Origin of the sequence: Phaeobacter sp. CAU 1743 (assembly GCF_039839315.1) — a bacterium.
GTDB lineage: Bacteria > Pseudomonadota > Alphaproteobacteria > Rhodobacterales > Rhodobacteraceae > Phycobacter > Phycobacter gallaeciensis_A.
On sequence record NZ_JBDOQR010000007.1, the window covers coordinates 61,884 to 86,305 of the forward strand.

Genomic DNA, 24,422 nt, shown 5'->3' on the forward strand with positions numbered 1-24,422 from the left:
AGGCTTTGGGCCCAAACCAAACCGGAGTGACCTAGAGATGAAAAAGCTGATTGCTGCCGCCCTGATGACAACTGCCCTGACCACACCGGTCATGGCCGAGGACATTCAGGAATTCCGCATCGGCATCCTTGGCGGTGAAAACGCCCAGGACCGCATGAACAACAACGAGTGCCTGCGCGCCAAGACCGAAGATCTGCTGGGCGTCGAAACCAAGCTGTTCGCCCCCGCTGATTATAACGGCGTGATCCAGGGTCTGCTGGGCGGTACCATCGACATGGCCTGGCTGGGCGCCTCTGGCTATGCCAAGACCTTCCTGTCCGACCCCGAAGCGGTTGAGCCGATCCTGGTGAAAGTGAACAACGACGGTGGCTACGGCTACTACTCGGTTGGTTTTGCCCGCAAGGACAGCGGCATCGCGGCTCTGGAAGACGTCAAGGGCAAGGTCTTCGGCTTTGGTGACCCGAACTCCACCTCCGGCTTCCTGATCCCCTCGATCGAGATCCCGCAGGCCACCGGCGCCAGCATGACCTCGGGCGACTACTTTGGTGAAGTGAAGTTTACCGGCGGTCACGAGCAGACCATCGTTGCGGTCAACAACGGCGATATCGACGCCGGTGTGACCTGGGCCGACGGCCTGGGCAACTGGGAAGACGGCTACAACTCCGGCGCCCTGCGCAAGGCGGTTGATGCCGGTCTCGTCGACATGAACGACCTGGTCAAAATCTGGCAGTCCAAGCCGATCCCGGAAGGCCCCGTTGTTCTGCGCAAGGACCTGCCCGAAAACGTCAAGGTCAAGATGACCGGCCTGATGGCAAGCCTCAAATCCATGGATGCAGATTGCTTCTACGGTGTGGCCGCGGGTGAAGCCAAAGGCTTCATGCCGATCACCCACGACGCTTACGAAGTGATCATCGAAGCACGCAAATTGAAGTCCAACTGATTTTAGGACCAACGCGGCGGGGTCCGGTCTTTGTGCCGGGCCCCGTATTCCTCTGACGCGCGCCCTTGCAGGGGCGCCCCTGCGATCAGAGGCCCATCCGAACACCAATATCCCCCCAATATTCCCCAGGACATCCCCATGGCAGATCTGACCGCGGCCCCGCCTTCCGGTGCCTCCTCGACCGAGGCCATCCGCGCCGAATATGTCGACCTCACCCGGCGCAAGCGTCTTTACGGGTCGATCCTTCTGATCGTCTTTGTTGCCATGATGGTGGCCGGGTTCCGCACCGCAGATGACCGCAATGCCGGGTCCTTTGCTGATGGGTTTACCCGAATTTTCGACTACCCGGCCGAGGTGCTGAGCGAAGCTGCCGAGAAGGTGACAGAGCTGCCCGGCCAGGTGGTGCATTTTTTCCCGGCGCTGGTCGAGACGCTGAATATCGCGGCGGCCTCTACCCTGATCGGTGCCATCTTCGGCACGCTTCTGTCGCTCCTGGCGACACGCGGCATGGCGCTCTGGCCGTCGCTGATCCCGGTTTTTCGCCGGGTGATGGATATCTGCCGGGCGATCCCGGAAATCGTCATCGCGCTGGTGCTGATCTTCCTTTTGGGCGGTGGCCCGGTGCCTGCCATGATCGCCATCGCCATCCACACGGCGGGCGCATTGGGCAAGCTGTTTTCCGAGGTGAACGAAAACGCCTCTTTGAAACCGGTCGAAGGCCTGTCCTCGGTCGGGGCCACCTGGGCGCAGCGCATGTGGCTGGGGGTCATCCCGCAGGTGGGGCCGAACTACGTCAGCTATGCGCTGCTGCGGTTTGAAATCAACATTCGCGCGTCGGCGATCCTTGGCTTCGTCGGTGCGGGCGGCATCGGCTACGAGCTGAAGAACGCCATGTCCTGGGGCAAGGGCCGCTACGACGAGGCCGCAGCCATCTTTATCCTCCTGTTCGTCACCATCGTCGTGGTCGATCAGATCTCTGGCAAGCTGCGTGACCGGCTGATCAATGGAGCCAAACAATGACGACTCTGGATGTGAACCCGGGTGCAGGCGCGCGCCGTGACGCCGCCGCGCTGAAGCAGGAGATGGCGGGGCTGTTCCGCACCAAGAAGCTGATGGCCTTTGCGGTGCCGCTGGTGGTGCTGGTCTATATGGCCTATGTCTTTTTCGCCTTTGACGTGCCGGGCCTGTGGGCGCGTGCCAGTCTTGAAAACGCCCGCACGCTGGTCAGCGACAGCTACAGCTACAAGACACATGTGACCCGCGACAACCGCGATGCCTCTGTCTCGGTCGCTATCGAAGGTGAGCGTAAGGGCAGCTATCCCGAAGGCGAGGCGCCGGATTGGGTGAGCCTTGGCGAAACCACGGTGATCTATCTGGAAAACGGCCATACCGTGCGCTTTGGACCTGAAACTGTGGAATATGACATTCCCGGCTACGGCACCGTGCGCGCCACCCCCAGCCGAAGCGCCGGGGTGCAGGCCGAGTTTCCCGCAGGCGATGTACCGGACTGGATCAGCTCCTCGAAGAACCGTCTGGCGATCAAAACCGACGCAGGCCGACTGACAGTGACCCGCAACCGCTCCGAAGTGTTCCGCTATTTCACCGGCTGGGAGCTGTTCTTCTTCACCCTCGACAGCCCCTATCACGGGATGAGCGCCTCTGCGCTGTTGGGGCGGGCGGCCTCGGGTGAGGCAGGCGCGATCTTCAACGATTTCTGGACCAACAAGATGTGGCGCCATCAGGATGTGGCCTGGGCCATTGGGGAAACGCTGCTTATGGCCTTCCTCGGCACCATCGGTGCGGGCATCGTGGCGTTGCCGCTGGCCTTCCTTGCAACCCGCAACTTTATGCCGATCCGCACCCTGCGCTTTGCCACCCGCCGCCTGTTCGATTTCGTGCGCGGGGTGGACAGCCTGATCTGGACCGTGGTTCTGGCGCGCGCATTCGGACCCGGCCCCCTGACAGGTGCCCTGGCGATCCTGGTGACCGATACCGGCACCTTCGGCAAGATCTTTTCGGAGGCGCTGGAGAATGTCGATGAAAAGCAGATCGAAGGCGTGGCCTCGACCGGTGCCAAACCGGTGCAGCGCTATCGGTTCGGGGTAATCCCGCAGGTGACCCCGGTTCTCCTGTCGCAGCTGCTCTACTTTCTTGAATCCAACACTCGCAGCGCCACGATCATCGGCGCCATCACCGGCGGCGGTATAGGTCTGTTGCTGACACAGGCGATCATCACCCAGAAGGACTGGGAAGAGGTGGCCTATTACATCGTGCTGATCATCGTGATGGTGATGCTGATGGACTGGTTCTCGGGCATGTTGCGCCGCCGCCTGATCCAGGGCGATCCCGGCAAGCCGCGACGGGGCAAGGCGAAGAAGGGCGAGAAGAAGAACATGCCCTTCGTGTTGCCCTGAGCGCGCAAGAAACCGGAACAGGAATAAAGACCATGGCCCGCCTTCAGGCAGATCAGCCGTTCATTCATCCCGATTGCCAGATCACCGGCAGTGCCTTTGGCGCCTATGTGGAGATCGGCGCAGGCAGCCGTATCGCGAACAGCCGATTTGGCGATTACAGCTATTGCGACCGCACCTGCGACATCGCCAATGCCGAGGTGGGGAAGTTCGCCAATATCGCCAGCTTCACCCGCATCGGGGCGACGGATCACCCGATGGAGAAGGCGTCATTGCATCACTTCCTCTATCGCTCAGCCGATTACTGGGATGATGCGGAGGCGGACGCCGACTGGTTCGCCCATCGCGCCAGCCGCATGGCCCATATCGGCCACGACACCTGGATCGGCCACGGCGCGATGATCAAGCCCGAGGTCACCATCGGCCACGGCGCGGTTGTGGCGTCAGGTTCGGTCGTAACCAAGGATGTTGCGCCCTACACCATCGTCGGCGGTAACACTGCCCGCCTGATCCGCCGTCGCTACCCTGAACCAGTGGCCGAAGCGATGATGGATCTTGCCTGGTGGGACTGGGACAATACCACCCTGAGGGCCGCTTTGCCCGATTTCCGCGCACTGCGGGCCGAAGAGTTCCTCGAAAAATACGCCTGATTGTGGAGGGGCGGGGTGCTCCCGCCCGTGTCTGGCCCTTCTGTGAGAAGGGCCGACCCGGTTGGGCCGGGCGCCGCTTGCGCGGCGCCGGGGATATTAGGGTGGCGTTGTAGACTTTTGCAAAGTGTGTTGGGCGGGTTTGAGCACGGCGGAGATCACGATGCATACGGCACCGTTTTTCATGTGGATCGAAGAGACGCGATCAACGCGCTGACCATCTCGGATGCGTTGTGTTTCAAAGGATCTCTCACACTGTCGGCAAGTCCGAACATGAGCAGCAATCCCAGTACCGCCGAGTGTATCGCCAGGGCTTCCTGACGCACGCCTTTTGCATCGCTGTCCAGCCTATCCGCAAGGGCGCCATACATCCTGTCGGTCACAGGGTGAATCCTGTCTAGCAGCGCAGCATCGTGAGAGGCTTTGACGCTTTGCTTGATGGTCTGCGGCAACAGGTACATCATCCGAAATCGCTCGAGGTCCTCAAAATGAAATTCGGCGATGGCTCTGACAAATGCATCGACGGCCTCATCGCGCTTCGTGGTCCCGGACACCGACTGTATTGCGGTCTCCGCTTCAGCCTCAAGCCACGGAAGAAACATCGCGGCGAGCAGGTCATGCTTGCTTGGATACCAGTAGAGTACCGCTTGTTTCGTGCACCCCAGACGACGGGCTATCGCATCGAACGATACCGCCGCCAGACCTTCGGATGCCAACAGGTCGCGAGCGGTTTCCAAAATCTGATCACTTGTATTCTTGTGCGGCATCGACACGATTCTTGACTGCTTACCAATGGTAAGATACTTTGTTTACCAATGGTAAGGAAGGGTGAGAACCTTTGCCAACCAAAGGCGCCATACGGGGAGCCGAAAGATGACCGCACTCACTTTGGAAAATCCGGTCTTCGTCACCTATGTGATTGCCGCTGCGCTCCTGGTGCTCAAGGTTATGGCGCAGGGTTGGATGACAGTTCATCGAATGATGAAAGTCAGGGCGGGCTGGGCGAGTCCCGAAGACCTTCAAAAAGGGCTCATCAATACAGCTCCCGATCCGTCGCAACTGGACGTCAATGAATACGTTGACCGATCCCGTCGGATGCACCGGAATGACCTAGAAAACATACCGGCCTTCTGGGCGGCAGGCCTTCTGTTTGTGGCAATCGGCCCTTCTGTCTGGCTGGCGCATGTCCTGATGTATGGTTTTGTTGCGGCGCGGCTGGCGCACTTCTGGGCCTATACGACGAAGCAATCCCATGAAATCCGGGCGACATTCTACACCGTCGGGTCCCTAATCGTCATTTACATGGCGTGCCATGTGCTCTGGGTCGCGATCACGTAGGCACACGCGTTCACCCGCGCCGCGTCAGCGGCGCCCGGCCTAACGGGAGCGGATCATGCACATGATCCGGCGACGGGCGGGAGGGCTTCGCCTCAGCCCTCGATATCACCGTGGATGGCGAATTGTTCCAGGCCTGCCGATTGCGCCTCGATCATCCGGTAGCTTTCGCGCACGCCCGCATCGGTCAGCTCTCGCATCACCGTCAGCAGGGTGTTGGGCGCGTGATCGGCGCAGAGGTCGGCCATGTGGGCGATCTCCTCGGCAGCCACGGGGCGGGCGGCGGCCACATCCGGCGCGCCGTAGTAGCTGACAAAATGATGCGCCAGAAGATCGGTCAGGGTTTCCAACTCGGCCTCTTCGATCTTGGTCACCGCGACGAAGGTCACCCGCCCGCCGGTTTCCAGCCCCATCCAGCCATTGGAAAAGGCCTGGCGCTGCTTGCCGGTCAGATCCGCCTCGCCCCAGTTGGAAAACTCGAAACCGCCCGAGATGCACCATTCGCCGGTGCGGGCCGGGCTAGCAAAGACGTTTTGATCGCTCTCGTCGAAATGGATGGCGCGGGCCAGTTGCATCACGGGGTCTCCAGAAGCGTTGTCAGGGGGATCAGATGGGTGGTGTCGCCGTCGCGCAGCAGCATGCCGAAATCCTCGTCAATGCCAAGGAAGGTGCCGCTGAGGTCATTCTGCCGGGTCTCTTCGCCGATACCATGGGCGAGGCCACGCCATTCTTCGTGCAGCGGTTTGGAGCCGTCCTCTTCCCAGCGGGTGATCCAGTGCAGGCAGTGGCGGGCCCAGCTTTCGACGAGCGCAGGCGCCTCCACATCGGCGCAGCCTTCGGCATAAAGCGCGGTGTCTTCGGGCGCGGCGCCGCCATCCTCGTCTTTGGGCCAGAGCGGCAGCTCCAGCCCGATCACCAGCCAGTCGGGCTCTTCCGCCGGATCGCTGGTGCTGGCGGCGGCGCGCAAGCGACCGCAGCGGGCGCCGTTGATGCGGATCGCGCCGCCCCAGTCCAGATGCACCGCGACCTCAGGCGGGGCCAGCGCGCCAAGCGCGTTCTGAAAACCGACGCCGCAGGTCGGCAGCATCGCCATCGCTTGCGACAGAGGTACCTCGGGGGCAAAGACCAGCGCCGCGCGCAGGGTATCATGCGCCAGATTATAGACCACCAGACCGGCATCACAGCCCAGGACCGCCCGTTTGCAGGCGGTCTCGAACGGGTCCTCAGGGCCGGTCACCGCCTCGCCGGACATCAGCGGTGGAAAGGACAGGGTAGGGGTGGCCTCGCTCATGCGGCGCCCCGTTGGATAAGACCGAGTGCCACCTCCTGGAATGCCTTGGCCTGCGGGCTGTCAGGTTTGCTGACCACCACCGGCGCGCCGCCATCAGCGGCAAGGCGCACGTCCAGATGCAGCGGGATTTCGGCCAAAAGCGGCACGTTCAGCTTCTTGGCTTCGGCGGCGACGCCCCCATGGCCAAAAATATGTTCCTCATGGCCGCAGTTGGAGCAGATATGGGTGGACATGTTTTCGATCAGCCCGACGATCGGCACGTGCAGCTGTTTGAACATGTCGATACCCTTGCGGGCGTCGATCAGGGCAACGTCCTGCGGGGTGGAGACCACGATGGCGCCATCCACATGGGCCTTCTGCGCCAGGGTCATCTGCACATCGCCGGTGCCCGGCGGCAGGTCCACGATCAGCACATCCAGCGCGCCCCATTGCACCTGCATCATCATCTGCTGCAGCGCACCCATCAGCATCGGACCGCGCCAGACCACGGCCTGATCCTCGTTTGTCATCAGGCCGATGGACATCATGGTGACGCCGTGGTTGCGCATCGGCAGGATGGTCTTGCCATCGGGGCTGGCGGGACGGCCGGACACGCCCAGCATGCGCGGCTGCGAGGGGCCATAGACATCCGCATCCAGCAGACCGACACGGCGGCCTTCGGCAGCCAGCGCGCAGGCGAGGTTCGCCGAGACGGTGGATTTGCCAACGCCGCCCTTGCCCGAGGCGACCGCGATGATGCGATCCACGCCGGGGATCTTCTGCGGTCCCTGCGGCTGGGCGGCTTTCTTCGGTTTCAGATCGGGCGGCGGCGCCTTGGTGGAATGGGCGGTCAGCAGGGCCGATACCTTCTCGACCCCGGCAAGGGCGGTGACCTTCGCCTCTGCCGCGTCGCGCACGGGTGCATAGGCCTCGGCGCGGGCCGGATCGACTTCCAGCACGAAACGCACGGCGCCGTCTTCGATATTCAGGGCCCGCACGATGCCGGCGGCGACGATATCGCTGCCGCTGACGGGGTCGGTGATGGTCTTCAGTGCCTCGAGGACAGTTTCACGGGTGAGGGACACGCCGGTCTACTCCTTTGGTGGGTTCGTTTGCGTCTGTGTACGGAACACTTGACTGAAATGTAGGTTGATCCCTAGCATTTCGAATGGTCCGTTTGTCTTTTCTCTATCCGATCCGGCCAGAGCGTGCAGCGCTCAATTTTTCCGGGGTGCGTGCAGCGCTCAGTTTTGCAGGAGTGCCTGCATTGCTGCACCGGATCAGGACTGTGGCGGCGGGCCGGGCTGCGTTGATCCCGGTGCTTGTGCTCTGGCTGCTGACGGTCGGCAGTGCCGTTCAGGCCGAGGATCGGTTGGTCCGGCTGGCGGTGCCGCAGGCGCTGGTCGAAACCGGATTTCTGAAACATCTGCTGCCGCGGTTTTCCCTGAAAACGCAGGTGCGCATCGAACTCGTCACGCCCGGTGCGGCTGCCGAGGCCGCGTTTTCGGACAGGGCCGAGGGCACGCCGGTGTTTCAGGATGCGGCCGCGCTCTGGCACATGCAGGTGTTGGATGGCGCCCATCCGGGCACGGCGCGGTTTGTCGACTGGCTCGGCTCGGACGTGGGCGCACGCACGATCACTGCCTATGCGCCGGATGGGGTGCAGATGTTCACCTTGCCGCAGATCACCGCCGAGGTGGAGGAAGAAATCGTGTTCGAAGGTGATGCAGCCAAGGGACGGGATCTGTCGCGCAGCAAATGCGGGCGCTGCCACGCGGTGGCCGAGGACATGCGCATGACCGATATCGGATCGACGCCGTCCTTTTTCGTGCTGCGGGCGCTGCCGGATTGGGACTACAGGTTTCAGGCCTTTTATGCGCTGAACCCGCACCCCTCCTTTACCCAGGTCGCCGATGTGACCGAGCCCTTCCCTGCGGACCGCCCGTCGCCCATCGTGCCCGTGGCCATGACGCTGGACGAACTGGAGGCGATCCTGGCCTATGTGTCCAGCCTCACCCCGGCAGATCTGGGAGCCCCCTTGCAACATCAGTGATCGCGGCGCTTGCTGAGGTAATCGGCCGTGGTGCGCACGCGCGGGCGTTCCTTGCCTTCGAAGGGATTGTTTTCCTGATGGAACTGCGCGTTGACCCGGCAATCGTCGCACATCTGGATCATCCGTGCCGCATCCGAGGTGGCGAACATCGCGTGTTTTCCGGCCAGTTTTTCGGTGATCCGTTCGATGGTGGATTTCACCCCGAACAGCGTGCCGCACTCGACGCAGGCAAAGGGTTCCTCTTCGTGCACCACCACCTGGCTTAGCGCTTCGGGCTGGAGGTTCAGGCGCGGTTCATAGCTGATCGCCTGTTCAGGGCAGACATTGGCGCAGAGGCCGCATTGCAGGCAGGCGTCCTCTTGGAACCGCAGCTGCGGCAGATCCGGATTGTCCCCCAGCGCGCCGGAGGGGCAAAGGGAGACGCAGGACAGGCACAGGGTGCAGCTGTCGGTATCGACCAGCACCGCGCCATAGGGCGCATCATCCGGCAGGGGCAGCATGTCGGCCTCAGGCGCCAGCGCGCGGGCGGCCTGACGGGTGATCTGGCGGCGGGTGCCCATGGGGCGCAACGGCTCATTTATCGGCGCGGGCACTTCGGCGCCAAACAGCACATCGCTCAGCGCGTCAGGGTCGCTCAGGTCCAGCAGCGTGGCCTTGTCGCCCGCGATGGCCTGGGCCAGGGTCAGCTCACGCTCCTGCACTGCGCGGTCCACCTTGGGCGACATCAGCAGCGACACATGGGCAAATCCGGCGGCCAGTGCCGCGAGGATTTCGGCATGACCAAAGGTATTCATCGCCTCCAGCTCCAGCGGCAGCACATCGGCAGGCAGCCCGCGTCCGAACCGGGCCGCAAGGCGGATCATCTCGGCGCCGTGTTCGTTCACCACCAGGAGGCGCGGGGCGCTGCCCCCGGCATCGAGATAGGCCTTTGCCAGCACCTGAATGCGGCGCATCAGCGTATCGGTGGGCGGCGCGTCATAGGTGATTGAGCCAGAGGGACAAAGCGAGGCACAGGCGCCGCAGCCGGCGCAGATCATCGGGTCGATGCTGACGTGATCGCCATTGGGGCTGATGGCGCCGGTAGGGCAGACATCAAGACAATTGGTGCAGCCGGTCTGGCTGGCACGCGAATGGGCGCAGAGCAGCGGTTCGCTGCGCACGTAGAGCGGTTTTTCGAAGGTGCCGACCAGTTGGCTGGCCTCCAGCACTGCATCGGCCACCGCCTGCACGCCCTTGGGGTCGGCGCGCAGGTATCCTTCGCGTTTTTCATGGGCCGGGAACAGCGGGGTGCCGCCGGTCAGGTCCAGAATGATATCGCATTCCGAGCGACCACCATCGCGGGGGGGTGTCCAGCTCCAGCTGCGGCCGGTGGTGTCGAGCTGCTGCAAGGCGTCGATGGTGACCTGAAACTGGCCAAGCGCGCCAGAGGCCTGCCGCAGCTGTCCCCGCACCACGTCGAAGCCCCGGCTCATCGGCGGTTCGTCGTCACCGGTCAGCAGCACCGTCACGGCCAGACTGTCCTGCAACCGTTTGGCGGCGGCCAGCGCCACATCGCCCGAGCCGACGATCAGGCACAGGCCCTCGGACACCACATCGACGGTCTTGGCCGCCGAGGTATCTAGCGCCGCCTCGGCCACGAGGGCGGACATTTTGGGTAGCAAATCGCCCTCATCGGCGGTCCATCCGGCCCTGTCCCTGAGGTCAAGGAAGGCCGGAGAGGGGGCACCGATTTCGCCCGCGATCTCTTCGAAAAGGCGCTGTTCCTGAGTGCAGCAAATGACCGCGTCTCCGGCACCGATTGCAGCGGCAACGCTGTCGGTCTGGCTGGTGCAAAGGGCCGAATGCATCTTTGAACATGACAATCCCGTGACGTCGGAAAGTCGCTCCGAATCGATCTCCTGAGATCCGGAACAATCGCATAGAATCAACTGCTTGGCCATTCTTTCCTCGCTTGCATCAGGGCTGGCGTGACGGGCGGATAACCGCCATCCGGGCCACAGATTAGGCATGATTCTGAAGCCACGTAAACCGGTTTGCACCCCGCAGCAGGCCCCGGATGGGGCGCGAAATACCGGGGTGATTCGCGTGGTTTTGTGTACAGCGGTATTCCGATTATTTTTGTCGACATAGACAATTCGACCAAGGCGGAACTCTGCCCCCCTGCGTCTGCCCCAATTTGTCCGGGTTGCGGGAAATTTGCAGATCGGGCGCAGAGCAGGCTTTCACGAAGGCGTGACCTTGCGGCACACTTGTCCGACGCAGGGAGATGTAGGGTGCGCAACCAGTGAGCCGTAGTTTGGACAAGACCGACGTGATGCCGCTTGGCATCGTACTTCGCCGGACCCCGGGGGTGACCCGCTGGGCACGATGGTCTTGGAAGGTGGCAGGCGTCTTGCCCGCAGCCCGGTCCGCAGATTGGCAATTGCTGCGCGAGGAAGACGGAGCCGCCGAGTTCCACGCCGCGACACTGCCGCTGGAGCTGCACCGCGCCGATGCCGAAGCCTATATGCACGGGCTGACCGCCGAACCGCCCTGTGTCTACGTTGTGATGCGCGAAAGCGATGATGCCGACCGCCCGCTGGAAATGACGCTGGTCACCGCCTCTCCTTACGAGGCGCAGGACTATGCCGACAGCGGCGAGGAACTGGTGGAGAAGGTGCCGATGCCCTCTGGTCTTGTGGCCTGGGTGCGGGAATTCGCGCTGGCGCATTTCAAGGAAGAGGAATTCAAGAAACGCCGCCGTGACAAGCGCACCGTGGGGGAGGCCGAGGATGGCATTGGCGATCCGCGCATCGCGCAGCTGACCGACGTGTACCGCTCGCCCGCCCTGGTCAAGAAGGGGCGCCTGCAATGAGCCGCGATTTCTGGTCCCGCCGCAAGGCCGCCGTAGAGGCCGAAGCCGCAGCCGAAGCCCGCGCAGAGGCTGCTGTTGAGGCAGCAGAACGCGACGCGGCGCTGGAGGAAAAGAGCGACGCAGAGATCCTGGCTGAGCTGGAATTGCCCGATCCCGACACGCTGGAGGAAGGCGACGATTTCAAGGTTTTCCTGCGTGACGTGGTTCCGGCCCGCATTCGCACCCGCGCCCTGCGCCGCCTGTGGCGTCTGAACCCGGTGCTGGCCAATATCGACGGGCTGGTCGATTACGGTGAGGATTTCACCGACAGCGCCATGGTCGTGGAGGGCATGCAGACCGCCTATCAGGTGGGCAAAGGCATGACTAAACACGTCGAGGAGCTGGCCCGCCAGGCAGCAGAAAAGGCCGAGGCCGAAGCGGCAGTCGCCGCTGCACCCGCCGAAGGCGCACCCGAAGAGGGTGCAGAAAGCGAAGAGCAGGGCACAGACATCGCTGCGGAGACCTCTGAGGTCGTCGCTGCCGGGCCTGCACAGACCGCCGACGACTGGAACGCCACCCGGCAAGAGCAGCAGACCGAGGCTGACCCGAGCGGGGATTGCGGTGATACTGCCCCCGGGAACATGATGCCGCGCCGGATGCGCTTTTCCTTTGATGGAAGCCAGAGCCAAATCCGGGGCACGGCATGAACAAGGAGCAAGACATGACAGCCACCGCTGATGCCGCAGCGCCGTTGGTAAGCGAAGAGGACCGCCTGCGCGCGGATCTGTATAATTTCCTGGGTCTCATCCTGGCGTCGCCGCCGGATGAGTTCCTGCTGGGGCAGACCGCTGGTCTGCAGGGGGATGACACCGATCTGGGCGTGGCGATCAACGCGCTGGCCAAGATCGCCAAACTGTCGAAGCCGCCCGCGGTGGAGCGTGAGTTCAACAAGCTGTTCATTGGCCTCGGCCGGGGGGAGCTGCTGCCCTATGCCAGCTACTACCTGACCGGGTTCCTGAATGAAAAACCGCTGGCGCAGCTGCGCCGGGACATGGCGGCGCGGGGCATGACCCGGGCGCAGAACGTCTATGAGCCCGAAGACAATATCGCCTCGCTGATGGAAATGATGGGGGCGCTGATCGCGGGCCGCTTTGGCGAACCTGCCTCGCTGGCCGATCAGAAGACCTTCTTCAACACCCATATCGGCCCCTGGGCCGGTCACTTTTTTTCGGATCTCGAGAAGGCAAAGAACTCGGTTCTCTATGCCTCGGTCGGCGCTGTCGGCCGGGTGTTCATGGAGATCGAGGCCGAAGGGTTCCGGATGAGCGCGGAGAAATCCGCATGAGCCGGGGCGGCAAGGTCCGCCCCACAACCGTGAGCGATCACCAAGGAGGAGAGACTCACATGACCAAGAAAGCAGAGGCAGCATCGAGCCGCCGCGACTTTCTGAAGATCGCCGCAACCACGGCGCCGCTGGCAGCGGTGGCGGTTGCGACGACCGGGGGCGAGGCCGAGGCCGCCGCACCTGATCTTGCAAAGGAGACGATGCAGGATACCGCGCATACCCGCGCCTATTACGAAAGCGTCCGGTTCTAACGCGCCGCATGCATCCCATGACCGATGGCAACTGGTTGCGTGACGCCCGACCGCCAGAGGTTTTTCGTTAACCCAGCGCGCTTTCTGAGGAGGAAGCAAGCAAGGGAGGTTCTAAATGCTTAGGAAAAAGACCAACGGGGTTGCGAGACGCCCCCAGCGGACCAGTATCCTGTCCAACGTCGCGGAAACATCCGTCGACCGCCGCGCCTTTCTGCGCGGCTCCGGCCTGGCCATCGGCGGCCTGGCTGCCATCAGCGCCACCGGCGGGTCGGTGACCCAGGCCAATGCGGCCACCGCTGCGGCGGGCGCTGTTGAAACCGTAAAATCCGTCTGCACCCACTGCTCGGTCGGCTGTACCGTCGTGGCAGAAGTTCAGAACGGTGTCTGGGTCGGGCAGGAACCCGGCTGGGACAGCCCGTTCAACCTCGGCGCCCATTGCGCCAAGGGTGCATCGGTGCGCGAGCACGCCCATGGCGAGCGCCGTCTCAAGTACCCGATGAAGAAAGAGAACGGCGAGTGGAAACGCATCAGCTGGGATCAGGCGATCAACGAGATCGGCGACGGCATGATGCAGATCCGCGAGGAAAGCGGACCTGACAGCGTCTACTGGCTCGGCTCGGCCAAGCATAACAACGAACAGGCCTACCTGTTCCGCAAGTTCGCCGCCTACTGGGGCACGAACAACGTGGATCACCAGGCACGGATCTGTCACTCCACCACCGTTGCGGGTGTTGCGAACACATGGGGCTACGGCGCCATGACCAACAGCTACAACGACATCCATAACTCCAAGGCGATCTTCATCATCGGCGGCAACCCGGCCGAGGCGCACCCCGTCTCGCTGTTGCACGTGCTGAAGGCCAAGGAGCAGAACAACGCGCCGCTGATCGTCTGCGATCCGCGTTTCACCCGCACCGCGGCCCATGCCGACGAATATGTGCGCTTCCGTCCCGGCACCGATGTGGCGCTGGTTTGGGGCATCCTTTGGCACATCTTCGAAAACGGCTGGGAAGACAAAGAGTTCATCCGCACCCGTGTCTGGGGCATGGACCAGATTCGCGAAGAAGTGGCCAAGTGGACCCCCGAAGAGGTCGAGCGCGTCACCGGCACGCCCGGCAGTCAGCTGCGCCGAGTTGCGCGCACCATGGCCAACAACCGTCCCGGCACCGTGATCTGGTGTATGGGCGGCACCCAGCACACCACCGGTAACAACAACACCCGCGCATACTGCGTGCTTCAGCTGGCGCTGGGCAACATGGGTGCATCGGGTGGCGGCACCAACATCTTCCGCGGCCATGACAACGTGCAGGGCGCAACCGACCTTGGCGTTCTGTCGCACACGCTGCCGGGCTACTATGGCCTGTCCAAAGGCGCCTGGGCGCATTGGGCGCGGGTCTGGGAAGAGGATCCCGAATGGCTGGCAGGCCAGTTCGACACGCTGAAAGGCGCGGACGGCAAGGACAAGAGCCTGCAGAACCTGACGGGTATTCCGGTCAGCCGCTGGATCGATGGTATCCTTGAAGACAAGGAAAACATGGATCAGCCGAACAACGTTCGGGCCATGGTTCTGTGGGGCCACGCGCCCAACTCGCAGACCCGGATGACGGAAATGAAGACGGCGATGGAAAAGCTGGACATGCTGGTCGTTGTCGACCCGTATCCCACCGTTTCCGCCGTGCTGCATGACCGCGAAGACGGTGTCTACCTGCTGCCGGCCTGTACCCAGTTCGAAACCCGCGGTTCCGTGACCGCGTCGAACCGGTCGTTCCAGTGGCGCGACAAGGTGGTGGATCCGCTGTTCGAAAGCCTGCCCGATCACGTGATCATGGCGAAATTCGCCAACAAGTTCGGCTGGGCGGATCGGCTGTTCCGCAATATCGAGATGGAAGACGCGGAAACGCCGAACATCGAGAGCATCACCCGCGAGTTCAACAAGGGTCTGTGGACCATCGGCTATACCGGTCAAAGCCCGGAACGGCTGAAGAAGCACATGGCCAACCAGCACACCTTTGACCGCACCACGCTGCGCGCGGTGGGTGGCCCGGCCGATGGCGACTACTACGGTCTGCCCTGGCCCTGCTGGGGAACGCCCGAGATGAACCACCCGGGCACGCCGAACCTTTATGACATGTCCAAACCGGTCTCCGAAGGTGGTCTCACCTTCCGCGCCCGTTTCGGCGTGGAGCGGGACGGTGACAACCTGCTGGCCGAAGGCGTCTATTCCGTGGGCTCTGAAATCCAGGACGGCTATCCTGAATTCACCATGCAGATGCTGATGGATCTAGGCTGGGACAGCGACCTGACCGACGAGGAACGCGCCGCGATCGATGCTGTGGCGGGTCCCAAGACCAACTGGAAAACCGACCTTTCCGGCGGCATCCAGCGGGTCGCGATCAAGCACGAATGCGCGCCCTTCGGCAACGCCAAGGCCCGTGCCGTCGTGTGGACCTTCCCGGATCCGGTGCCGGTTCACCGCGAACCGCTCTATACCAACCGCCGGGATCTGGTTGCGGATTATCCGACCTACGAGGATCGCAAGTTTTATCGTCTGCCGACGATGTATGCCTCGATCCAGAAGAAGGATGTCTCGCAGGACTTCCCGATCATCCTCACATCCGGCCGTCTGGTCGAATACGAGGGTGGCGGCGACGAGACCCGCTCCAACCCCTGGCTGGCCGAGCTTCAGCAGGACATGTTCGTGGAAATCAACCCGCGCGATGCCAATAACCTTGGCGTGCGGGATGGCGAACAGTGCTGGGTCGAAGGTCCCGAGGGCGGCAAGGTCAAGGTCATGGCCATGGTCACCGAACGGGTCGGCGAGGGCGTTGCCTTCATGCCGTTCCACTTTGGCGGTCATTTCCAGGGCGAGGACCAGCGGCACAAATATCCCGATGGCGCTGATCCATACGTGCTGGGCGAAAGCACCAACACGGCTCAGACCTACGGGTATGACAGTGTGACCCAGATGCAGGAGACCAAGTGTACTCTCTGCAAAATCATGCCAGCGTAAGGAGATAGAGTAATGGCAAGAGCGAAGTTTCTCTGCGATGCCGAACGCTGCATCGAATGTAACGCCTGTGTCACCGCCTGTAAGAACGAGCATGAGGTGCCCTGGGGCATCAACCGCCGCCGCGTTGTGACCATCAATGATGGCAAGCCCGGCGAACGGTCGATCTCGGTTGCCTGTATGCATTGTTCGGACGCGCCCTGTATGGCCGTTTGCCCGGTGGACTGCTTCTACCAGAACGAGGAAGGGGTGGTTCTGCACTCCAAGGACCTCTGCATCGGTTGTGGCTACTGCTTCTACGCGTGCCCCTTTGGCGCGCCGCAGTACCCGCAGGCAGGCAACTTTGGCAGCCGTGGCAAGATGGACAAATGCACCTTCTGCGCCGGTGGCCCGGAGGAGAACCACTCCAACGCGGAGTTCTCCAAATACGGCCGCAACCGGATCGCCGAGGGCAAGCTGCCCATCTGCGCCGAAATGTGCTCGACCAAGGCGCTGCTCGCCGGTGACGGCGACGTGGTGTCTGCCGTCTACCGCGAACGCGTCGTGGCGCGCGGGTTCGGCTCGGGTGCTTGGGGCTGGGGCACGGCTTACGAGCAAAAGGGCGGCTAAACCCGTCTTTTCAGCGTAAAGCTGGGGATGGCCTGCCGTGCGCGGGCCATCCTGACCTATCTGTTATACATACGACAAACCCGAAGGAGTGTGGCACATGCTGCGCATGGCTTTCGCATTTGTTCTGCAACTTACGCTGCTGGTTGGCGCGGTGCAGGCCCAGGAGGCGGCTGTACCAGCGCCTGCGGACCGCAGCGCCACAGGTGGTGCGCAGACGCTTGAAGATATCCTCGCCCGGCAACGCGGCGAGAAACTGGATGACTCCTTCCGCCGCGACGCAACCGGAGACCCGGATGCGGCGGCAGGGATTTCCCAACAACTTGGCACCCTTGGCGGTGTCTCCGACCCCGAGGTCTGGCGCCAGGTGCGCTATGGTTCGGCCGAGGTTACCGTCTCTGCCGGTGGCGAGGTCGCCAGCGTCCTGATGCAGGATGGCGGCATGACCTGGCTCTCCTTCCGCGAGGGGCCGCTGCGCCAATACGGCGGCTGGCTGCTGCTGGGCACCCTTGGGGCGCTGGTGGTGTTTTACCTGCTGCGCGGACGTATCCCCGTCGACGGAGAGCTGACCGGCCGCACCGTCACGCGATTCAAATTCATCGAACGGATGGCGCATTGGACATTGGCCGGATCCTTCATCCTGCTGGGGATCACCGGCCTTCTGACCCTGTTTGGCCGCGCCTTCATCGCGCCCTATCTGGGCAAGGATCTGAACTCCTTCCTGCTGATCTATGGCAAATGGCTGCACAACTCGGTCGCTTGGGCCTTCATGGTAGCGCTGGTATTGGTCTTCGTGATGTGGGTGATGCACAATATTCCAAACCGCACCGATCTGGTCTGGATCCGTCAGTTCGGCGGCATCATCGGCAACAAGCACCCGCCCGCGAAGAAATTCAACGCAGGCCAGAAGGTGATCTTCTGGTCGGTGATCCTGTTCGGCGCCTCGATTTCGGTTTCGGGCCTGTCGCTGCTCTTCCCCTATGAGCTGCCGCTCTTTGCCAAGACATTTGCGGTGCTGAACGACATCGGTCTGCCGCAGTGGGTCGGGCTTGGCACCCTGCCGGAGCAGTTGTCTCCGCAAGAGGACATGCAGTTCGCCCAAGCCTGGCACGCGATCATGGCCTTTGTGCTGATGGCGATCATCATCGCGCATATCTACATCGGCTCGGTCGGGATGGAAGGCGCTTACGATGCCATGGGAACGGGTGAGGTGGATGAGGCCTGGGCCCATCAGCACCATTCGATCTGGCTGGACGAGGTGCTGGAGGAAGAAAAGGCCAAGGATGCCGGACGCGCCAAGGGCGCCACACCGGCGGAATAGCCTCTGGGGAGCTGCGGCACCATGCGTTTCCTTGCCAGCCTGAGCCTTGTTGCAAGTCTTTGCGCCGGAGCGGTTTCGGCGCAGGGCTTTACCACGCTCAAAGGCCACGGCGGCCCCGTGATGGGGCTGGCGACCGCGCCCTCGGGGCAGGTGGCCAGTGTCAGTTTCGACAATTCCGCGGCCCTGTGGCAGGACCGGCAGCCGCTGTGGCTCGAAGGTCATGATGCGGCGGTGACGGCGGTGGCCTTTGACGGGGCAGGGCGCCTAGTGACAGGCAGCGATGATTTCACCGTCCGCCTGTGGGAGCCGGATGGTGGCGCGCGCCTGTTGGGCACGCACAGGGGCAAGGTGCGCGGTCTGGCGATCTCACCCGATGGGCAATCGGTTGCCTCGGCGAGCTGGGACGGCAGCGTCGGTCTCTGGTCGCTTTCGGGTGGCGCGGGGCGCAACCTCAAGCTCGGCAGCGGCGTGAATGACGTGGCCTTCGGTCCCGCTGGCAGCCTCTTTGCCGCCACCATGGATGGCGGGGTGTTGCGGTTCGATGCAGAGCCGGGCTCTGCGCCGCGCCCGCTGGTGCAGCAGGGATTTGGCGTCAACCGGCTGATCGTCGACACTCGGGCGGGCTGGCTGGCCTATGGCGCGGTGGACGGGGCAACCCGCATCATCGACATGGAGAGCGGCGCCCCGATTGCCGATTTCACCCTCGACCGTCGCCCGATCCTGGCGATGGCCTATCACGCCTCCACCGGCCAATTGGCGGTGGGGGATGGTCATGGCTACATCATGATGATCGACACTGGCAGTGATGGGAACGGCTGGCGCATCGCCCGCGATTTCCGTGCCACGCGGCAGGGGCCGGTCTGGGCCCTTGCCTTTTCGCCGGATGGCAACACCATTTGGGCGGGAGGACTTGATGATGTGGTCTATGGCTGGCCGGTGGCGCTGATGAATGAATTTGACCCCGCGATGGGGCAGGAGCGTACATTCCTGCGTCCGGCCGACAGCATGCCCAACGGCGAGCGGCAGTTCATGCGCAAATGTTCGATCTGCCACGCGCTGACCGGCGGCGAGAGCCGCAAGGCCGGACCCAGCCTGCACGGGCTGTTCGGACGCCGCGCCGGAACGCTGCCGGGATACCGGTATTCGCCGGTGCTGCAGGGATCTGATATCATCTGGAACGACGACACGATCGATGCGCTGTTCGATCTGGGACCGGACCACTACATTCCGGGGTCGAAAATGCCGATGCAGCGCATCACCGCCGCCGAGGACCGCAAGGACCTGGTGGGTTTTCTGAAACACGCAACGCAACCGGAGAAGTGACAGGATGAAAGCGATGTTTGCAGGCTTTGCGGCGATTGCCGTGATCGCCGTAGGAGCGGATCTGGCTCTGGATCGCGCAGGATTTGCCGCGGATGAGAAATTCGCAGGCCAAGCGGTGCGCCTGGATTGAACCAGCCCGTCATCTCTGCCGTCCCGCGCGATGAATACGGCGAAAACCTTGCCGGTGCTTCGATCCTGGTGATCGATGACGAACCGGGTATGCGCAATTTCATGACCAAGATCCTCAGCCCGCGTTGCAAGCGGGTCGAGCAGGCGGCCTCGGCGGCGGAAGCCTCCGCGATCCTCGATCAGTCGCATTTCGATCTGGTGATCCTCGACAATATCATGCCGGGCAAGACCGGGCTGGAATGGGTGCAGGAGCAGCGCCGGGTGGGGCTGTTTGCCGATACCATTCTGGTGACTGCCTATGCGGATCTGGAAACCGCGATCATGGCGCTCCGGGCCGGGGTGGCAGATTTCGTGCTGAAGCCGTTCCGGGCCAATCAGATCCTGAATTCGGTGGCGCGGGCGCTGGACCGCAAATACCTGCGCCGGGAAAACTACCTGCTGAAACACGAGTTGTCGGCCGAAGGGTCTGCGGCGCGGGGGCGGCTGCTGGGCAAATCGGCGGCCATCACCCAGGCGCGCGAGATGCTGACCCGGCTGGCGCCACTGCCAACGCCGGTGTTGTTCACCGGCGCCAGCGGCACCGGCAAGGAAATCGCCGCGCGCACGATGCATTCGCTGTCGGATCGGGCGCAGAAGCCGTTTGTAGCTGTCAATTGCGCCGCCATCGCCCCGGACCGGATCGCGCATGAGCTGTTCGGCGTTCTGGACGAACAGGACCGACGCCGAGACGGGTTGTTCCTGCACGCGGATGGCGGCACGCTGTTCCTTGATGAGGTGGCGCAGATGCCCGATCAGGTGCAGGCGGCGCTGTTGCGGGTGCTTGAGGACCAGCGGGTGCGCCCCGTCGGTGCCGAACGGGACATCCCGCTGAACCTGCGGTTCCTTTTTGCCACCAATGCCGATCTCGAAGAGGCCGTGGCCGAGGGCCGGTTCCGCGCCGATCTGTATCATCGCATCAATGTGGTGAAGATCGAGATGCCCCCGCTGCGCGAGCGGATCGAGGATATAATCGAACTGGCAGCGCTGTTCATGGAGCAATTCTCGGCGACGCTGGGCATGCCCGCGCTGGAGCTGAACGAGGAAACCTTGCTGAAGTTTTCCCGCTACGACTGGCCCGGCAACGTGCGTGAGCTGCGCAACCTGATCGAACGCTCGGTCATTCTGGGTGAGTTCCCGGAAGAGTTCTCCGGCAAGGGGTCGGTCACTGGCCCGGCAGCGATTGAAACGCTGGATCTGGTGACCCAGCGCCACATCATGCACATGCTGGACGCCTGCGATGGCAACCGCGCCGAAGCGGCCCGTCGCCTCGGCGTATCGCGCAAGACCATCGACCGAAAATGCGCCTCCTGGGGGGTGTGAAGAGGTTCAAGGACTAGCCGGGGAAGCGCGGTTTCAGTCGCGGCGCTCCGGCAGCCAGATCGCAAAGGCGGCGCCGCCCTCCTCGCGGTTTCGCACCGTGATGATCCCTCCTGCGTGCTGGATCAGGGTCTGGCTGATCGACAGGCCCAGCCCGGTGCCTTCGCCCGGTTTGGTGGTGTAAAACGGGTTGAACACCTCTGAAATGTGATCCTCGCTGATGCCCGGGCCGCTATCGGCCACTGTCAGGCAAGCCCCCGGCGTGCCATCGCGCTCTTCTGCCTTGAGTGTCAGGGTCAGCGTGCCAGTTTCCTTCATCGCCTGCGCCGCATTGATCACCAGATTGATGATCACCTGCTGCAACTCACCGGGGTCAATACGCACCGCCGGGGCGACATCGAAATGACCATCGACCACGATGTTATGCTTGCTGAGCACGTGATCCACCAGCACCAGGCAATCGGTGACCACATTGGCGATATCGACGCTTTCCTTGAATGTGCCGAATTCTGAAGGCCGGGCGAATTGCAAGAGCTTGCTGACGATGGCGCCGATCCGCATGACTTGATTGTCGATGAGATCCAGCTCGGTTTTCACCTCTGCCGCGCCCGGTCCCAGGGTCATCCGCATCACGTCGACATTGCCCTGGATCACCGCAACCGGGTTGTTGATCTCATGCGCGACCCCGGCGGTGATTTCCCCGATCGAGGCCAGCTTTTCGCTCATCACCAGTTGTTTATAGGTGTCTTCCAGCTTCTGGTTCGCGGCCCGCAGTTCCGCGGTGCGCTGATCGACGCGGGCGTTCAGCTCTCCGGCCCATTCGCGCAGCTTCTGATCGCGGTCCTGCAACTGATCCAGCAGGGTATCAAGGTGCGATGCCACCTGTCCGATCTCGTCGCGGCTGCCGACATCGCCATTGCGCGCGGTCAGATCGCCGCGCTCCACCCGTTTCATGGTCACGGTCATCCGCTCCAGCGGTGAAAAGATGCCCTTGGCCAGCCACAGGAACAGCGGCGCCGACAGGGCCAGAACCATCAGGAATGCGCCGACAATGGTCCAGTACGCCTCGGATTTGGCCGCCATATAGGGCGCTTCGAGGAAGCCGACATACAGCATCCCGACCCGTTCTCCGAAACTGTCGGTCAGCGGCAGATAGCCCGAGATATACCAGTCGTTGACCACAAAGGCGCGGTTCAGCCAGGTGCGGCCCTCTTCCAGAACCACGCGGCGCACCACCGCCGAGACCCTTGTGCCAAGGGCGCGCACGTCTTCGAACAGGCGCACATTGGTCGACACCCGCGTGTCCTCAAGAAACAGGGTGGCGGTGCCCTGCCGGTTGCCGCCGTCCTCGTCGCTGAGATAGACCAGCGCGTTCAGCGTATCGATGAAATCGAGGTTGCGGTTCAGCAGAAGCCCGCCGCGCAGCACCCCGTTATGGCCGGGCATGATCACCGGGGCGGCGGTGTGCACCACCATGCCGCGATCCTCGACCTTGCGGGTGGTCGGCGCGGCGGCCTCGGTTTCGATCAGGGTGATGCTGGCACGTTTCTGCAGGGCGGGGGACATGAGCGACATGTCATCGGCCGAGAAAATGTCGATCTCCGAGGCCAGCTGTCCGGTGGCGGCCGTGCGGATCACTGGCCATTTCTGCTGCGGCTCTTCCAGTTCGGCAAGCGGCAGATATTCGAGGAAATCCAGCTGCAGCTGTTGTCTGCGACTTTCAAGAAGACGGTTCACCGCCTCGGACCCATCGTTCAGCGCGGCCTGAAAGGCGGTGGATTGCGCCAGGTTCAGCATGCTGTTGGCGGTGCCGGTCTGCAGGTGGCCCAGATATTGCTCGGCGATGCGCAGGTCGCTGTCGACCTTGGCAATCAGCACGGCATCATAATCGGCATTCCAGCGTGTCATCGCCAGAATAAGCATCAGCGGCATCAGCACGCTGAGCGGTAACAGCGCCAGCAGCAACAGGCGTAGCCGAACGGATTTCAAGTTGTGCCCCTCCCATGCCGGGCGATTGGTGTCCGGATCATGCCGACATCACTGTGACACCTCACGGGGCAGCGGGGCAAGGGGGGCGTGCCCGGATGATGGCGTGGCTCACGGTGCGGTGACCCGCCCTGTTCGTCAGTATTGTCTTACGCCGGAACGGGTTTTCCTGCCCAGTCAAAGACCATGCCGCTGTTCTCGGGCGACAGCCCCGCGATCACCCCGGCCAGACAATCCGCTGCGTAGGCGGGGGTGAACAGCTTGCCTTCGGGCACCGCGCGGCTGAAGGGGCGCGACAGGTCCGTATCGACGGTGCCGGGGTGCAACCCGGCGCAGACGAAATCGGGATTGAGCCGCGCCATTTCGATGGCGTAGTTGCGCAGCAGCATGTTCAGCGCCGCCTTGGAGGCGCGATAGGCGTGCCAGCCGCCCAGCCCGTTGTCCGAGATCGAGCCGACCCGCGCCGACAGCGCCGCAAAGATGGCGCGCCGGTCCCGTGGCATACGCGGGATCAGGTGACGCGCTGCCATGGCCGGGCCAAAGGTATTGACAGCGAAGACCTGTTCGAAGGCAGACAGGCTTTGCTGTTTCAGGGATTTTTCGGGTCTCAGCGCGGTTCCGTCCGACAGGATCCCGGTCGCCAGAATGATCAGATCGGGTGCCTCCAGCGTGTCGGCCAGCGCGATCAGGCTGGCCTCATCGGTGACATCGGCCTCATGAGGCACCACCGACCCGGCGGCGGGTGTGTCCCCTCGACGGGATACGGCGTGCACGGTTTCGACATGGGGCTGGGCGGCGTAATGCTGCACCAGCGCCGCGCCGATGCCGCCACTGGCGCCAAGGATCACAACCTGTTTCGGGGGCGTGTGTGTGGGCATCAATCCCTCGCTACATCAGTTTCAGGAACAGGCGGCGCGGCAGCAGGCGGCCAAGGGTGAAGACCCAGGAAAACGGCGCTGGAAAGCTGGTGCTGAAGCGCCGCCCCTGCATGGCGCGCAGGCAGCGCCGGGCGGCGTCTTCGGGCTCAAGGATCTGCGGCATCTTGAATTCGTTCTTCTGTGTCAGCCGGGTGCGGATAAAGCCGGGGTTGATCACCTGCACCCGCACGCCGCTGCCGCGCAGATCAGCCTGCAGGTTTTCCCCCAGATGCATCAGCGCCGCCTTGGAGGCACCATATCCGATGGCTCCCGGCAGGCCGGTGAACCCGGCCAGCGAACCGATCAGCACGATATGGCCACTGTCCCGGCGGCAAAACTGCGGTATGATCTGCCCCAGTACCCGCAGCGCGCCGGTGAAATTGACCGCGCACATGGTCTCGACTGCCTCCGGCTGCCAGTCCTGCGCGCTGAGCGGATCATAGGCCCCGGCGCAGTAGACCACACCGTCCACAGGTCCCAGATCCGCCGCGGCCCGGATCACATCATCCGGGTCCGTCACATCCATCGGCAGCGCCCGGGCATTGGACAGGCCGTCGCAAAGGTGCTGCAGCCGCCCGGCATTGCGGGCGGACAGGATCAGCCGCGCACGCGCGCCGTCCAGCGCCTCTGCCAATGCCCGGCCCAGCCCTTCGCTGGCGCCGACGATCCACCAGGTCTGCCCTTCGAACATC

The 24,422-nt window shown here is 63.1% G+C and carries 24 protein-coding genes; 16 read left to right on the forward strand and 8 right to left on the reverse strand.

From position 1 onward, the window contains the following. The first annotated feature begins 37 nt into the window (after positions 1–37). From phnD to AAFO90_RS04615, 4 genes are all read left to right on the forward strand, one after another. Positions 38–940, forward strand: coding sequence for a phosphonate ABC transporter substrate-binding protein (phnD, locus tag AAFO90_RS04600; RefSeq protein ID WP_347508659.1), 903 nt, complete (start codon positions 38–40; stop codon positions 938–940). Positions 941–1,078: 138 nt separating this feature from the next. Beyond that, entirely contained in the window at positions 1,079–1,960 is an 882-nt protein-coding gene (gene phnE, locus AAFO90_RS04605) for a phosphonate ABC transporter, permease protein PhnE (protein ID WP_065272584.1), read from the forward strand. Further along, positions 1,957–3,354, forward strand: a complete 1,398-nt coding sequence (gene phnE, locus AAFO90_RS04610; RefSeq protein ID WP_347508660.1) for a phosphonate ABC transporter, permease protein PhnE — start codon at positions 1,957–1,959, stop codon at positions 3,352–3,354. Before phnE (AAFO90_RS04605) ends, phnE (AAFO90_RS04610) begins: the two co-directional genes overlap by 4 nt. A 32-nt stretch (positions 3,355–3,386) precedes the next feature. Continuing rightward, positions 3,387–4,001, forward strand: coding sequence for a chloramphenicol acetyltransferase (locus AAFO90_RS04615; RefSeq protein ID WP_347508662.1), 615 nt, complete (start codon positions 3,387–3,389; stop codon positions 3,999–4,001). Positions 4,002–4,180: 179 nt separating this feature from the next. Here AAFO90_RS04615 and AAFO90_RS04620 read toward each other — a convergent pair whose 3' ends face one another. Further along, a complete protein-coding gene (locus AAFO90_RS04620) occupies positions 4,181–4,765 on the reverse strand; it encodes a TetR/AcrR family transcriptional regulator (protein ID WP_347508663.1) in 585 nt (194 codons plus the stop codon). A gap of 106 nt (positions 4,766–4,871) precedes the next feature. On the opposite strand from AAFO90_RS04620, the gene AAFO90_RS04625 reads away from it, so the two are divergent. Then, positions 4,872–5,336: an MAPEG family protein gene (locus AAFO90_RS04625; RefSeq protein ID WP_347508664.1), complete on the forward strand. Its 465-nt coding sequence runs from the start codon at positions 4,872–4,874 to the stop codon at positions 5,334–5,336. A 92-nt stretch (positions 5,337–5,428) separates the two neighbouring features. Here AAFO90_RS04625 and AAFO90_RS04630 read toward each other — a convergent pair whose 3' ends face one another. From AAFO90_RS04630 to apbC, 3 genes are read right to left on the reverse strand one after another with little or no spacing between them, the layout of a single operon-like run. Then, positions 5,429–5,908, reverse strand: a complete 480-nt coding sequence (locus AAFO90_RS04630) for a DUF6505 family protein (RefSeq protein ID WP_065272586.1) — start codon at positions 5,906–5,908, stop codon at positions 5,429–5,431. Continuing rightward, positions 5,908–6,624 (reverse strand): DUF4444 domain-containing protein, encoded by a 717-nt coding sequence (locus tag AAFO90_RS04635; RefSeq protein ID WP_347508665.1) that lies wholly within the window; start codon positions 6,622–6,624, stop codon positions 5,908–5,910. Before AAFO90_RS04635 ends, AAFO90_RS04630 begins: the two co-directional genes overlap by 1 nt. Further along, the gene (gene apbC / locus AAFO90_RS04640; protein ID WP_065272588.1) at positions 6,621–7,688 is read right to left on the reverse strand and encodes an iron-sulfur cluster carrier protein ApbC; all 1,068 of its coding nucleotides are present in this window, start codon (positions 7,686–7,688) and stop codon (positions 6,621–6,623) included. Before apbC ends, AAFO90_RS04635 begins: the two co-directional genes overlap by 4 nt. 83 nt (positions 7,689–7,771) lie before the next feature. Between apbC and AAFO90_RS04645 the strand changes: the two genes are divergently transcribed. Beyond that, positions 7,772–8,656 carry a hypothetical protein gene (locus AAFO90_RS04645; protein ID WP_347508666.1) on the forward strand — a complete coding sequence of 295 codons (885 nt, stop codon included), beginning with the start codon at positions 7,772–7,774 and terminating at the stop codon, positions 8,654–8,656. Here the strand turns inward: AAFO90_RS04645 and AAFO90_RS04650 are convergent. Continuing rightward, positions 8,650–10,596, reverse strand: coding sequence for a 4Fe-4S binding protein (locus tag AAFO90_RS04650; protein WP_347508667.1), 1,947 nt, complete (start codon positions 10,594–10,596; stop codon positions 8,650–8,652). The two genes, AAFO90_RS04645 and AAFO90_RS04650, sit on opposite strands and share 7 nt — an antisense overlap. A 374-nt stretch (positions 10,597–10,970) precedes the next feature. Here AAFO90_RS04650 and AAFO90_RS04655 point away from each other — a divergent pair, with 374 nt between their 5' ends. From AAFO90_RS04655 to AAFO90_RS04700, 10 genes are all read left to right on the forward strand, one after another. Further along, on the forward strand, positions 10,971–11,510 hold the full coding sequence (locus AAFO90_RS04655; RefSeq protein ID WP_347508696.1) for a DUF3305 domain-containing protein: 540 nt from the start codon (positions 10,971–10,973) through the stop codon (positions 11,508–11,510). Further along, the gene (locus tag AAFO90_RS04660; protein WP_347508668.1) at positions 11,507–12,196 is read left to right on the forward strand and encodes a DUF3306 domain-containing protein; all 690 of its coding nucleotides are present in this window, start codon (positions 11,507–11,509) and stop codon (positions 12,194–12,196) included. Before AAFO90_RS04655 ends, AAFO90_RS04660 begins: the two co-directional genes overlap by 4 nt. A gap of 14 nt (positions 12,197–12,210) precedes the next feature. Then, on the forward strand, positions 12,211–12,834 hold the full coding sequence (locus AAFO90_RS04665) for a molecular chaperone TorD family protein (protein ID WP_116560316.1): 624 nt from the start codon (positions 12,211–12,213) through the stop codon (positions 12,832–12,834). Positions 12,835–12,893: 59 nt separating this feature from the next. Beyond that, the gene (locus AAFO90_RS04670; protein WP_065273715.1) at positions 12,894–13,085 is read left to right on the forward strand and encodes a twin-arginine translocation pathway signal protein; all 192 of its coding nucleotides are present in this window, start codon (positions 12,894–12,896) and stop codon (positions 13,083–13,085) included. A gap of 115 nt (positions 13,086–13,200) precedes the next feature. Beyond that, positions 13,201–16,095 (forward strand): formate dehydrogenase subunit alpha, encoded by a 2,895-nt coding sequence (locus AAFO90_RS04675; protein WP_065272592.1) that lies wholly within the window; start codon positions 13,201–13,203, stop codon positions 16,093–16,095. A gap of 12 nt (positions 16,096–16,107) precedes the next feature. Continuing rightward, the gene (gene fdh3B, locus AAFO90_RS04680) at positions 16,108–16,701 is read left to right on the forward strand and encodes a formate dehydrogenase FDH3 subunit beta (RefSeq protein WP_065272593.1); all 594 of its coding nucleotides are present in this window, start codon (positions 16,108–16,110) and stop codon (positions 16,699–16,701) included. A gap of 97 nt (positions 16,702–16,798) precedes the next feature. Continuing rightward, positions 16,799–18,019 carry a formate dehydrogenase subunit gamma gene (locus tag AAFO90_RS04685; RefSeq protein WP_347508669.1) on the forward strand — a complete coding sequence of 407 codons (1,221 nt, stop codon included), beginning with the start codon at positions 16,799–16,801 and terminating at the stop codon, positions 18,017–18,019. 21 nt (positions 18,020–18,040) lie between these two features. After that, the gene (locus tag AAFO90_RS04690) at positions 18,041–19,342 is read left to right on the forward strand and encodes a c-type cytochrome (protein WP_347508670.1); all 1,302 of its coding nucleotides are present in this window, start codon (positions 18,041–18,043) and stop codon (positions 19,340–19,342) included. 4 nt (positions 19,343–19,346) lie between these two features. Beyond that, positions 19,347–19,472, forward strand: a complete 126-nt coding sequence (locus tag AAFO90_RS04695) for a hypothetical protein (RefSeq protein ID WP_257784210.1) — start codon at positions 19,347–19,349, stop codon at positions 19,470–19,472. Next, positions 19,469–20,830: a sigma-54 dependent transcriptional regulator gene (locus AAFO90_RS04700; RefSeq protein WP_274827663.1), complete on the forward strand. Its 1,362-nt coding sequence runs from the start codon at positions 19,469–19,471 to the stop codon at positions 20,828–20,830. The genes AAFO90_RS04695 and AAFO90_RS04700 overlap by 4 nt, the downstream gene beginning before the upstream one ends. A 33-nt stretch (positions 20,831–20,863) precedes the next feature. On the opposite strand, the gene AAFO90_RS04705 is transcribed toward AAFO90_RS04700, so the two are convergent. The 3 genes from AAFO90_RS04705 to AAFO90_RS04715 form a co-directional block, all read right to left on the reverse strand. Then, a complete protein-coding gene (locus tag AAFO90_RS04705; RefSeq protein WP_347508672.1) occupies positions 20,864–22,816 on the reverse strand; it encodes a cache domain-containing protein in 1,953 nt (650 codons plus the stop codon). A gap of 146 nt (positions 22,817–22,962) precedes the next feature. Further along, positions 22,963–23,691: an SDR family NAD(P)-dependent oxidoreductase gene (locus tag AAFO90_RS04710; RefSeq protein ID WP_347508673.1), complete on the reverse strand. Its 729-nt coding sequence runs from the start codon at positions 23,689–23,691 to the stop codon at positions 22,963–22,965. A gap of 10 nt (positions 23,692–23,701) precedes the next feature. Beyond that, positions 23,702–24,421 (reverse strand): SDR family NAD(P)-dependent oxidoreductase, encoded by a 720-nt coding sequence (locus AAFO90_RS04715; RefSeq protein ID WP_347508674.1) that lies wholly within the window; start codon positions 24,419–24,421, stop codon positions 23,702–23,704. Position 24,422: the final 1 nt, after the last annotated feature.